At 59.8% G+C, this 12,010-nt stretch carries 12 protein-coding genes and 1 pseudogene; 7 read left to right on the top strand and 6 right to left on the bottom strand.

Annotated elements, in window-relative coordinates:
• The first annotated feature begins 42 nt into the window (after positions 1–42).
• Complete coding sequence (locus tag KUW00_RS08240) at positions 43–1,077, top strand: zinc ABC transporter substrate-binding protein (protein WP_315901116.1); 1,035 nt, start codon at positions 43–45, stop codon at positions 1,075–1,077.
• A 74-nt stretch (positions 1,078–1,151) separates the two neighbouring features.
• Entirely contained in the window at positions 1,152–1,877 is a 726-nt protein-coding gene (locus tag KUW00_RS08235; RefSeq protein WP_222515876.1) for a ZinT family metal-binding protein, read from the top strand.
• Between the two features lie 59 nt (positions 1,878–1,936).
• Here KUW00_RS08235 and KUW00_RS08230 read toward each other — a convergent pair whose 3' ends face one another.
• From KUW00_RS08230 to KUW00_RS22370, 4 genes and pseudogenes are all read right to left on the bottom strand, one after another.
• On the bottom strand, positions 1,937–3,166 hold the full coding sequence (locus tag KUW00_RS08230) for a type II toxin-antitoxin system HipA family toxin (protein ID WP_222568789.1): 1,230 nt from the start codon (positions 3,164–3,166) through the stop codon (positions 1,937–1,939).
• A complete protein-coding gene (locus KUW00_RS08225; protein WP_222568788.1) occupies positions 3,159–3,743 on the bottom strand; it encodes a helix-turn-helix domain-containing protein in 585 nt (194 codons plus the stop codon). Before KUW00_RS08225 ends, KUW00_RS08230 begins: the two co-directional genes overlap by 8 nt.
• Positions 3,744–4,538: 795 nt before the next feature.
• Positions 4,539–4,742 (bottom strand): cold-shock protein, encoded by a 204-nt coding sequence (locus KUW00_RS08220; protein ID WP_045993826.1) that lies wholly within the window; start codon positions 4,740–4,742, stop codon positions 4,539–4,541.
• Between the two features lie 365 nt (positions 4,743–5,107).
• Positions 5,108–5,815, bottom strand: a pseudogene (locus tag KUW00_RS22370) (OBAP family protein).
• A 529-nt stretch (positions 5,816–6,344) separates the two neighbouring features.
• Between KUW00_RS22370 and KUW00_RS08205 the strand changes: the two are divergent.
• Positions 6,345–7,133 (top strand): CmcJ/NvfI family oxidoreductase, encoded by a 789-nt coding sequence (locus KUW00_RS08205; RefSeq protein ID WP_222568785.1) that lies wholly within the window; start codon positions 6,345–6,347, stop codon positions 7,131–7,133.
• A gap of 191 nt (positions 7,134–7,324) precedes the next feature.
• Positions 7,325–8,074: a 2OG-Fe(II) oxygenase gene (locus tag KUW00_RS08200; RefSeq protein WP_222568784.1), complete on the top strand. Its 750-nt coding sequence runs from the start codon at positions 7,325–7,327 to the stop codon at positions 8,072–8,074.
• Between the two features lie 138 nt (positions 8,075–8,212).
• Here the strand turns inward: KUW00_RS08200 and KUW00_RS08195 are convergent, their stop codons facing one another.
• Complete coding sequence (locus tag KUW00_RS08195) at positions 8,213–9,127, bottom strand: LysR family transcriptional regulator (protein ID WP_222568783.1); 915 nt, start codon at positions 9,125–9,127, stop codon at positions 8,213–8,215.
• Between the two features lie 183 nt (positions 9,128–9,310).
• Between KUW00_RS08195 and KUW00_RS08190 the strand changes: the two genes are divergently transcribed.
• Positions 9,311–9,769 carry a YeeE/YedE family protein gene (locus tag KUW00_RS08190; RefSeq protein ID WP_222568782.1) on the top strand — a complete coding sequence of 153 codons (459 nt, stop codon included), beginning with the start codon at positions 9,311–9,313 and terminating at the stop codon, positions 9,767–9,769.
• Positions 9,766–10,179 (top strand): DUF6691 family protein, encoded by a 414-nt coding sequence (locus KUW00_RS08185; RefSeq protein ID WP_222568781.1) that lies wholly within the window; start codon positions 9,766–9,768, stop codon positions 10,177–10,179. The genes KUW00_RS08190 and KUW00_RS08185 overlap by 4 nt, the downstream gene beginning before the upstream one ends.
• 252 nt (positions 10,180–10,431) lie before the next feature.
• On the opposite strand, the gene KUW00_RS08180 is transcribed toward KUW00_RS08185, so the two are convergent.
• Positions 10,432–10,788, bottom strand: coding sequence for a nucleotide pyrophosphohydrolase (locus KUW00_RS08180; protein WP_222568780.1), 357 nt, complete (start codon positions 10,786–10,788; stop codon positions 10,432–10,434).
• Between the two features lie 489 nt (positions 10,789–11,277).
• Between KUW00_RS08180 and KUW00_RS08175 the strand changes: the two genes are divergently transcribed.
• Positions 11,278–11,565, top strand: a complete 288-nt coding sequence (locus KUW00_RS08175; protein WP_222568779.1) for a CopG family ribbon-helix-helix protein — start codon at positions 11,278–11,280, stop codon at positions 11,563–11,565.
• Positions 11,566–12,010 lie beyond the last annotated feature (445 nt).

Here is a 12,010-nt window from a genome sequence, read left to right as displayed (position 1 = left end):
ACATGCCACAATCACCCGCCCCGAGAACGCTCCAAGAGATCGATGACGATGCACACCTCGCTACGCCCCCTTCTCCTCCCTTGCCTGCTGCTTCCTGCGGTGGCTGCCGCAGAGGTCCCCTCGGTGGCCGTGGATATTCCGCCGGTCCACAGCCTGGTGGAGCGCGTAATGGGAGACCTGGGGACGCCGCAACTGGTCATCCAGCCTGGGGCCTCTCCCCACGGCTACGCCATGCGTCCTTCCGAGGCCGAAGCCCTGGCGCAGGCCGACGTGGTGTTCTGGGTCAGCGATGGGTTGACGCCCTGGCTTGCCAAGGCACGCCAGTCACTGGCGACGGATGCGCAGCAGGTGGAGTTGATGGAAAGCGCCGGCACCCAGCGCCTGACCTATCGACAGGGCGCCACCTTCGAGGCCCACGATCATGATGAGCACCATGAGCACGAGGAGCATGAGGGCCACCGGCACCACGAACAGCATGACGGCCATGAGTACGACGCGCATGACGGGCACGGGCACGAACAGCATGTCGGGCACGACCATCACGACCATTCAGGCTGGGACCCCCACGGCTGGCTGGACCCGGTCAATGCCCAGGCCTGGCTCGATGCCATAGCAACCTCACTGGCCGAACTCGATCCCGACAACGCCGACATCTATCGACACAACGCAGAGGAAGCCCGCAGCGAGCTCGACGACCTGATCGATGAACTGGAGACCCGCCTCCAGCAAGCCCAGGGTACGCGCTTCATCGTCTTCCACGATGCCTACCAGTACTTCGAGCGCCGCTTCGATGTGCCGGCGGCCGGGGCGATCTCCCTGGGGGATGCCTCGGACCCGAGCCCTGCGCGCATCCGAGAGATCCAGCAGCGTGTCGCCGAACTCGGCGTCCAGTGCGTCTTCCGAGAGCCCCAGTTCAACCCGGCGCTGGTGGACAGCGTGTTCCAAGGCACCGGGGTCGAGACGTCGCTGGTCATCGATCCCCTGGGCGTCGACCTGCCGCTCGGTACCGAGCTCTATCCCGCATTGCTGCGCCAACTGGCCGACGGCGTCACCCGCTGCGCCGCCGAGGCCGAGTGATGAAAGCCCTGTTATCTCCAAGGCCTCCCCGGGGAGGCCACAACGCCCCACCGATCATCCCAAGGAGCAAGACGATGGACCCGATTCTGACCCGCCGCATGGCCGTCGCCGCAATCAGCGCCCTGACACTGGCGACCGCCCCCCTGGCCTTCGCACAAAGCGATTCCGCGGCCAGCGAAACGCACGATCACGATCACGATCACGATCACGATCACGATCACGATCACGATCACGACCATCATGATCATGAGCATGATCACGCCAAGGACATCTACGCCGGCTATTTCGACGACGACCAGATCAAGGACCGGCCGCTGTCCGACTGGGAAGGCGACTGGCAGTCCGTCTACCCCTACCTGCTGGACGGCACCCTCGACGAGGTGTTCGCCCACAAGGCCCAGCAGAGCGATGACAAGACCGCCGAGGAATACAAGGCGTACTACGAGATCGGTTACGAGACCGACGTCGACCGTATCGTCATCGATGGCTCTACCGTCTCCTTCCACGAAGATGGTCAGGTGCTCTCCGGCGAATACGCCTCCGACGGCTACGAAGTCCTGACCTACAAGGCCGGCAACCGTGGCGTTCGTTACATCTTCGAATACCAGGGTGAAGACGACAGCCTGCCGAACTACATCCAGTTCAGCGACCATGCCATCTACCCGACCGAGGCCGACCACTACCACCTGTACTGGGGTGACGACCGTGCGGCCCTGCTTGAAGAAGTCACCAACTGGCCGACCTACTACCCCTCCGAACTGGACGGCCAGGGTATCGTCGATGAAATGCTGGCCCACTAAGGCCTGAGTAAAGAAGGACCAAAGCCCCTCGAACGAGGGGCTTTCTTCGGCAGCCCGCACTATTGCGCAATCGGAAGAGTCTTTAGGTGAGTCTCGATCGCCTCTCGAACTTGCGATGTCATCGGAAGGTCAAGCTTTTCAGTCTGCCAATGCTGCTGAAACAGCGCGACGGTCTCCAAAGCCGTATCCCGAACCAGTTTTCCGGGAAGGGCAGCCTTGGCTGCCATATGCTTCAGTTCGTCAAAGGTCAGCTCGGAAAACGCGCGAGTCCGACTCACCCTGAGCCCCAGGTCATCACTCGGGATATAGGGAATCGTCGAGACCAGATCATAAGCAGGAGCGAGCGCGGCACGACGCCGGTCGGGGTAAATCAGCGACCAGTTTTTCAGATGCATATCGCCGTTTCCGATCAGCGCGCAGAACACCAGACGCCGCACGAACTCTACGATGTCCGCCTCACAGGTCTCGGCAGCCAGCACTTGAGCGATGTTGCGCATGGTCGCTTTCTGGTATTTTTGCTCGGCGTAGACACCATAGACCTGCGCGAAATCTTCGATATGAACGGCGCTACCATCTGACAGCCTATCAAAGCGTTCGATCACAAAGGCACGCTGTCCGACCTTGTCGATACCTTCAGGCAAATTGTCGATAGCGTCAGTGTCGACAAGATCGATCAGTGGGACATCTATCCCGACAAGACGCGCAAGCGTCATCATCGAATACTCGTTCTCAGGCACTGCGTCGAACTCTCGCGACGGGAGTTTCACGATCCAGGAACCGCCCACACCAGATGCGGGAATCGTCAGACCACCAGACGGTGCGAGAGCCGCAGATAACTTTAGCTGAACGCCCGCGAGCGAAAACCGCAAGGCACCCATGGAGGGAACTGAGCCGGCGTCAGCGGCACCATTTGCGCCACCGCCCGACGCCGACCACGCCTCGTCGTTGGCGAACCTGATGGTGACCGCGCCGGGCAGGTCGTGGCCGAGTGCCGACAGTAGATGAAATTCTCGCTCGGCGTTCACGCCAGCCTTTTCTGCAAGATAGGTGCGCAAATGCCCTTCCGGCAGAAGGTTGGAAAAAAAAGGCATCAGGCGCTTTTGATAAACGCGGAAGTCCGAAAGCAGTCCACCGAACTCGTCCTTGAAAGCGAGCCCCAGGGTCAGCCTGTCAGGGTCATCAATATAGCCATCATTGAAAGCGAAGATCGTCCGGTCGCCACCCACGTTGGTGAGCGTACCGACCGGCTCTCCGTAAAGCAGTACATCGAGCACAGAGACATCAGTCATCGCCCTCCTCCTCCAGGTGATAGGCTGGCCTGGGCGCACGCGACGTCGCTTGAGATGCCGCGTGCCGGGCCAACTGAGTGCGCAGGGTGGCGATGGCTTTCGCAGCGCCCTCGATCGCCTCCTGGCTGGCGGCAGGCTCAATCGACTCGACGGCGCATCGCACCTGTTGCACTACATCGGGGTCAAGCTGACTGTGGATCTGGCTGATCTCGCGCATACGGCGCTTGAGAGCATCGTAATTCCCCGTGGGCATCTGGGTAGCGAGTACATCGACCTTGTCGCGCAGGCGCTGGAGTTCTCGCAGAGTCTCTCCGTTGGCGGGCGGCGTGTCGGCGACGCTACGAACAATCGATTGAACCGCCGGGATCGCCTTGCGAGGAACGAGCATCAAATCCAGTTCCAAAGCGTGGGCGATCGACGAAAGACTCGAGACACGCAAGTCAACGCCATGGTTCTCGATCTTCGAGATATGCGACTGCGGCACGCCTGCAAGCTTGCTCAGCTCCCGCTGACTAAGCCCCTTGGCCTCCCGAGCGGCCTTGAGTCGTGCCGCCAGGTGCTCTACCCCGTAACTCATCGATTCGCCCTACCATCCCGACAGACATCAAATATATATAAAAATAGATCGGAAGGACCAATTGATCAATTTTTATAGATCACCAGTGACGTTCGTCTACGCCATGGTCGACGACAGCGCAGTGTCGGCGCGAGGCCCCGGACTGGACGCCAGAAAGAACGCAGCACGGGCTTCACCCACAAGGGGACGCGCCTCGCAGCGCTCTGCCAATGGTGCCAATGCATCCAGTATCGGTCATGTACCGACAAGACTAGAAAGGTAAGTCCGGCAAGCCGAGTAGCGCGACAAGGGAGCGAGATAAAGCCGCCATGAGGTTAGGCGCTGTCCGAAAAGTCGACGAGCGAAGGTTAGACAAGGCAAAAATCGGTGAGAAAGCGCAGTTTACGGGGTGTAAATGAGCATTTTGATCCGATTTTTAACGCCGTATTACCGAGCGCAGGCACTTTTCAGACAAGCCCTAGAACCGAAACGGGTCAAGGCGCTGAAGTGCGATACCGGCGAGATAAGGCAGACAAAAGAGATCCCGAGAATGGCATCAAGGTAAGGAAGAAAGCCTCTCCTCTCCCACGGCGTTCGACCAGGAAAAGCGGGAAGGTAGCGGGGCTAGATGGCGGGGCTGGATTACCGGGCTAGATAAACGGGCCAAGCGGCTTCGCAAGACAACCCGAGCATGCGGAGCCCGAAAAGAAGATCAAGGCCGACCACGCACGGCCAACACTTGTATTTTGCCCATACAAAAACGACAAGACCCGCCGAAGCGGGTCTTGTCATTCATCTAAGCTAGCTAACTAGAAGTTAGATAACCTTGATGTTAGAAGCCTGAAGGCCTTTCTTGCCCTGGGTCACGTCAAAAGAGACCTCTTGACCGTCCTGCAGGGACTTGAAACCTTCAGCCTTGATTTCGGAGAAGTGGGCGAACAGGTCGTCACCACCGTCGGCCGGAGAAATAAAGCCGAAACCTTTAGCGTCGTTGAACCACTTAACTGTGCCAGTTGCCATGATCGATTTCCTTAACGCAGAGCGTTGTCATTACAGTTTGCCGGGTGTCATCCCAGAAATATGGATATAACAAGGGGGATATTGCCAGGCTACCGAATGATTCGATCACTACTGAAATATACGACTTGCTAACCAACGAGAAGCATCCTCTCACGGCTCGCCGCGCCTTGTCAAACCTTTTTAAAACATGGCAACAGAACTTTCGCACGTTGCGCTGCTGGTGCCTGGGACGAGGCTGGCGTCGCTGACCTCCCCCCGCTCCCACCAAGGACCCGCAGGGCCGCTCGCGTTTCACCAAGCGAGCAACCCATCATCCGGAACCCGGCTGTACCGATCACCACAGCCAACCGGCAAAAACGACGACATCACTCGCTGGTCTTGGCTTCCACACCAGGGATGGGCTGGGTTGACCTGGGAAATTCTCCTTTCAATACGTCAACGCCCGACTGGGGATTGGCCAGCGGCACCAGATCTTGCCGGGCCTGACGCCGCTCCTCTGTGTCGATCCCCATACGCTGGTCTCGATCTTCGACCAGGTCCGGCTGCGGCTCTCCGGTACGATTAAAGGACCAAGCCAGATTGGGCTTACCCAGTGGCAAGGCCTGGTCTTCTTCATCGCTGTGTGAAGTGCTCCATGTGTGCCACGTCTTGCCATAGCTGTTCATCTTGGATTGCATCAGCTCATGATCGGCACTTTCAGGCAGGTTGGGGGCGACCAATTAGCCAGACAGAATCTCCCCGTTATGGGGATGCCAATATTGCTTCTCTTCTTCAGGCAGGCTCTCAAAAACGCTTTCGGATATGATGTATTCCACCCCGGTGAGGTGGGCATCCGCGGTATTTCCATCGTAAAGCGCACACTGCATGAAGTCTTCATTGACCTGCTGGCAGAAATGATGCGCTTCGAATTGATGGCTTGGCTCATCCTTCATGGGATGGAAGCCAACAAGATAGATATTGAGCTGATCCGTCGGTGCATCGGTCTGCAATGCACTGGCTCCTGCTTCCAGCACATTGGTCTTGGTGCTTTCTGGCTGTCCGGGCACGTCGGCTGCAGGGCCCGTCTCGGCCATACCGGTACAGCCATTTAGAGCGACGACACACAGAGCCGCTGACGCACCGCGATAAAACACTGGAGCTACAGGCACACGCTTATCTTTCATGACCATTCCCTTGGCACGATAAATATCACGCTCACCAATCACACAATCTGACAGATGCGTCTGGGAGGCGTCTTTGCAATAGCAACTTGACTATACAAGCCGGCCCTTATTTACATCAACACGCCGAATGCCAACTTTATATGGCGTCAGCCTTGTCCTTGGCGGTCCCCCAAGCCGTTGGTTATCAGTTGCTTAGCGGTTTATTGGGATGGAAACAAGGACGGAGACGGAGACAACATGCGGAAGCCACGGACGCTTGTCAGCCGTTGATTATTGCCACTCGTGCAATAACAAATTGCAGACAGGCGCCTTTTTTGTGTCTGCACCAATGCACTAAGCTCGCCAACCAGCCTCTTGGACTCGCCACAGCACAGGCGGCCGGCCCAAGTGCATGTCAGTGCTCATCCTCTGACAACTCATCGTGAAGGAGGTCTCGATCATGTCAGCGCCCATCCTTACCCGCTTGGCGTTCGTCAATTATCAGCTCGATCGCCCGGAAGGTCTGCAGATCAAGGTGGACCCGGACGGCGAGACCGGTCGGCGCATTGAGCCGAAGCATGATCGCCAAAGCGTCAGCTTGCAGGATCTGCGCGCCACTCCGCCAAGCTTCGCGTCCCATGGCCTGCTGTTTCTCGATACGCCCGAGCTTGCCGTGGATGTACGCGACGCCAAGGCGCGCGACCGCCTGCACACGCCAGCCATCGAGGCGTTGCTCAAGCAGCAGCTCGGTGTCAGTGAGGTGCATGTGTTCGACCACACCTTGCGTGGCTTCAAAGGTGAACGCGTGCCGGCGCAGCATGTGCATGTCGACTACTCGCCACACTCTGGCCCGCAGCGCGTGCGCGATCTGCTGCCGCCCGAGCAGGCGGAGCATTGGCTGAGCGGCCACTACGGCATCGTCAATGTCTGGCAGCCCGTCGAGCAGGCCGTCGCGCGTGACCCGTTGGCATTCGCCGATACCCAAAGCGTGCACCACGAGGACTGGGTCAACATCGACATCCTCTATCCGGATCGCTGCGGCCAGATCCAGGGCCTCGTCCATAATCCGGATCACCGCTGGTACTTCGTCTCACACATGCGCCCCGACGAAGCCATCGTCTTCAATGCCTTCGACAGCGCCGGCAAGCCACCGGTCGCGCATACCGCGGCCGAGCTGCTCGACACGCCCGAAGATGCGCCGACACGCACCAGCCTGGAGACGCGGGTATTGGTCCGCTATCCCGACTGAGGTGCATCGGCCGTTGGTGGCGGCTGAGTTCCACGGTCAACAAGGCGGATACCTGGCCCATCCAGGTAGCTGACCATTTCTCCTCGGTACCGACACTCACCGCCAGATGACAGGCATCCAGGCCTTCCTCCGGCAGGCCTCGCCGTCACCACGTTTTCGCCTCACATTCTTTGTCATTCAGGAGCTTTGCCATGAGCTTGTCATTCCATGTCGTCAGCCACGAACGCGGCTTCTCCCCCACGCCCCTGCCCATCTGGACGGACAACGGCGACGTGTCTGACCTCTTCGAAGCCGACGCGACGCCAGAGGTTATCCGTCAGGAGGTCGAGGGTGTCCCCGGCGCCTTCCAGCTGCTCAATGTGCTGACACCTGCCGAGGCCGATAACTTCGTTGCCGTTCTGGAGGACATGGGCTTCGAGGAAGATGCGCCGGTCTCCCTGCCGCGCTCGGTACGCCACAATCACAACGTCAACTGGGTCGTCAGTGAAGCGGTCGATCAGGTCATCTGGCAGCGCTCAGCGCCGCTGGTCACTGAGCAGATCCGAGGCGAGGGAGCCAAAGGCATCAATGCACGCTTTCGTGTCTATCGCTACGAGGCCGGCGACTTCTTCAAGCCGCACACCGATGGCGCCTGGCCGGGCAGTCGCGTCATCAAAGGCGAGGTCGTCCAGGACGCCTATCCGGGCCTGATGAGCCAGTACACCTTCCTCATCTTCCTGAGCGACGGCTACACTGGCGGGCGCACCGAGTTTCTGGTCAGCCGCCGTGATCCCGACAAGCCGGCTCAGTCGCGGGACGATATCCAGACGGTCTCGGTCTCCACGCCCAAGGGTGGCGTACTGTGCTTCCCGCATGGCTCGCATCCGCAGCACTGCGTGCACGCCAGCGAGCCGATCCGCGACGGAGCCAAGTACATCATCCGCAGCGATATCCTCTACTGAAGGCTCTCAGATGAGCACCATCGGATAAAAACCGCCTGATGAGTATCGTCCAAGCAGTCGCGACGTGCGCACAGGGCCCGATCTCCCTTTAGATCGGGCCCTTCGTATATCTGGACGGCGGACAGCGCTCACGCCTGGCTAGCGACAGGACAGCCGCTCGCGGCGGGACAGCAAGAAATCGATCCAGGCGCGCACGCGCGGGTTATGTTGATTCTCGCGCGCGTAGACGACATGGATACCGGTGTCGAAATCCGATGAGGTGACCTGATAGTCCTCCAGCACCGGCATCAGGCGGCCACTTGCCAGCTCTTCCCGTATGGCCCAGAGCGGCTGTACCACGACGCCGGCGGCGCCCAGCGCCGCCTGGGTGAGAATGTCGGCATTGTTGGTGCGCAACGCACGGGCCCGCACCGAGATACGATGCTCCCGATCCCCCTGCACCAGTCGCCAGTGATGATTGGCGGTGGTATAGCTGAAGGTCAGCAGACGGTGCTGCTCCAGGTCTTCCGGCCGATGGATCGGGGGCCGGGCCGCGAGGTAAGACGGCGCGGCGGCCAGCACGAAGCGCTGATCACTGATGTGCCGCGCGATCAGGCTCGAATCTTCCAGGTGACCGATGCGCAGAGCCACGTCGAAGTGGTCCTCGATCAGATCCACACGCTGGTCGCTGCTGACGATATCCAGCGCCACCTCGGGATAGCGCTGCATGAACTCGCTCACCAGCGGCGCCAGATAGAGGCGTGAATAGCGCCACGGCACCGAGATACGCAGCGGCCCCGCGACGCGCTCACTCAGCGTCTCAAGCTCATCCTCCAGTTGTTCTACCTCGGCCAGAATGGCGCGAAAGCGGATCAGGGCACACTCTCCAGCGGGCGACAGCCGCACATGGCGAGTGGTGCGCACCAACAGCGGCTCGCCCAGCTGGCGCTCCAGATGATTGACATGACGCGTCGCCGTGGAACTGGCGATATCCAGCTCCCGCGCCGCCACATTGAAGCTCTGATGCTCCGCCACCTTGAGAAAGGTGCGCAGGCGTTGAGTCAGTTCGTTCATGGTGCTCCTGCGAATCCTCGGCGTCCTTGTCGCGTGCCCCACAGGTCAACCGGCTGGCCAATCACCTGACCAGTAGACTCGGCAGTCGGTGGACGAAGTCGCCTGGCGATGACGGTTGGCGATGGTCGGGCTCGAGCATATCATCGTCGCAACGCTGGATGGCCGAAAGGGAGGACGAATGACATGGACATCATGAGCAGCATGAAAGGACTCGCCGGCGGCGTCCTGATCGGCCTCTCGGCAGTGATGCTGATGGCCTTTCTGGGACGTATCGCGGGTATCAGTGGCATCACGCGGGGAGCGCTTCTGGAATCAGGCCCGGACCACCGCTGGCGCATTGCCTTCGTGCTCGGGTTGATCAGCGGCCCGCTGCTCCTTGTGCTGTTCAATCTTGACTGGGGCAATGTGGCCGAGCGCTCAGATGCGCTGATCGGCAAACCCACCAGCGGGGGTCTGAGCATGATGTTCGCAGGCCTGCTGGTAGGCGTGGGAACAGGCATCGGGGGCGGCTGTACCAGTGGCCACGGCGTCTGCGGTATCGCTCGTCTTTCACCCCGCTCGCTGGTGGCCACTGTGGTGTTCGTGGCCGTCGCCATGCTGACGGTCTTCGTGAGCCAACACCTGATGGGAGAGTCACCATGAAAGCTGTCATCGGCTTCATCACCGGCCTGGTCTTCAGCCTCGGGCTGACACTCAGCGGCATGACCGATCCCGCGCGTGTCGTCGGCTTTCTCGACGTGGCCGGTGACTGGGACCCCACACTGATTTTCGTACTGGGCGGTGCCGTCATCACCACCTTCATCGGTTATCGCCTCGTCTGGCGGCGTGGCGCTCCCCTGCTGGGCGAGCGCTTCCAACTGCCCAGGCGTCGCGATATCGATGGCCGCCTGCTGCTCGGCGCGGCCCTGTTCGGTATTGGCTGGGGCCTGAGCGGTTACTGCCCCGGGCCTGCCATCGTCTCCAGCAGCGCCATGAGTCTGCCATTGGCGGGTTTTCTGCTGACGATGCTACTGGGCTGGTGGCTGGCCACACGCCTGACTCGCGGTCACTGACCCGAGCGCCACGCTTCGCCCAGCAAACGCCGGCCATCCGGCCGGCGTCACAACGGCGTCACACGGGATCTTGTGCGGCAGCTGGTTTATTTATCACTCTGAAAACGCCATTCAAGGCCGCTTTCAGCAGATAATTTAAACCGAAAGCCGAGTCTCTGGCCCTGCTTGAGGCCAAAATCAGTCGAAGGAAGCTTGAGGGACGAGGGCAGGCTGAGAAGTCCGCTGCAGAGAACGAAATGGCCACCCATCACGTCAATCCTGATAGTGCGTGTACTTTTTCGCGCTTCCCTTCACCTGGTCGGCGGGATACTTCTCCGCATTCTTCTCCATCTTTGCCCGGCACGCCGCTTCGATATCCACGTCCAGCTTGCCTGCCAGCCGGATCAGGTAGAGCTGAACATCGGCAATTTCATCGCGCACGGCGGCCAGTTGCTGCTCATCCAGCTCCCTGGACTGCGCCTCGGTCAGCCACTGGAAGCACTCCTGCAGTTCAGCTGCCTCTACCGTCAGCGCCATGGCCAGGTTCTTGGGTGAGTGGAACTGGTTCCAGTCACGCTCGGTGGCGAACTGCTCCATGGCGTCTCGAAGTTGCTTGAACGGGTCTGACATCTGGGGGCCACCTGGTTCTGCGGTATCGGATAGCGCTGAGCATGCCTGCTCTGCCGCTCGCTATCCAGCCAGCACCAACAAAGGCGACCATCCGGCTGTCGACTCGCTCACAGCACGAAGAGGAATTTTCCGATGCCAGTCAGGTCCCCGACCTTCTCACTCTGATACAGCTTGATCGTGAAGCTGCCGGCGTGGTCCAGGTCCTAAATGACGCTATGCTGCACCACAACGACCTTGCCTTGTCGTGTGTGGCCAGGTTTGGCGCGGAACAGACACCAGGCGCCGTTGGGGATGCGCCCTCACCGCACAAACGATAGTCTATCTACCATTGAGTAAGAACAGCGTGATATCCAGAGCCTGACGTGTGTCTCGAATAGTCGGTGCGATTCAGTACCGGTGGTGTACCTGTTCAGGGATGATGCGAGTGGATGCATGGCATACTTCCCGTGCTATCCCGTGGTCACCGTGTAACACATGAGGATGTGTGTCATGAGCGATGCTACCTTCACCTTTCGGGTCGATGAGAGCCTGAAAGCAGAATTTGCCAGTGCAGCCAAGGCACACGATCGTACCGGGGCACAGCTTCTACGCGACTTTATGCTCAACTACGTAGCCCAGCAGCAGGAAGCGCAGGACTATGATGCCTGGCTGATGTCCAAGGTGGAGCAATCACGAGCCTCGGCAGAAGCTGGTGATCTAATACCTGCTGCCGATGTGGAAGCCAGGTTTGCTGCCCGTCGTGCGTCTACCCGTGCTCGTCTGGCGAAGCCGAATTGATGGAGCTGGCCTGGACGCCAGGGGCGATGCAGGATCGTGACGACATTTACGATTACATAGCGCCAGAGAATCCGCTGGCAGCCTTAAGTTGTATGAACTGTTTTCAGAGAAGGCGGCACAGCTGGCAGGCCCCCTGGCAGCGGACGGCCTGGCGGTGCTCCGCGAGCTGGTTGTTCACCCCAGCTATATGTTGCTCTATGACGTTGTGGGGATGCAGGTGCGGATACTGGGTGTAGTGCACACAGCTCGCCAGTGGCCGCCTTCACTGGGATAAAAAGGTTCTTCGTCACTTCGTGTGGATTTGACCTGATCCAGCATGCGCCACACTGAAGTGGACCCCATTCGTCGGACCACCTGACAGGTCATCTAAGCTCGGATCAGTAGGTCATTGGCGTCAGGCCGCCTGGGTCAGTGATGGAGAGAAGTAGACTTCATCCGGAGTCGC

The sequence above is a fragment of the Halomonas sp. DP5N14-9 genome (assembly GCF_019802175.1).
Lineage (GTDB): Bacteria > Pseudomonadota > Gammaproteobacteria > Pseudomonadales > Halomonadaceae > Halomonas > Halomonas litopenaei.
This window is presented reverse-complemented; position numbering and strand designations above follow the sequence as displayed.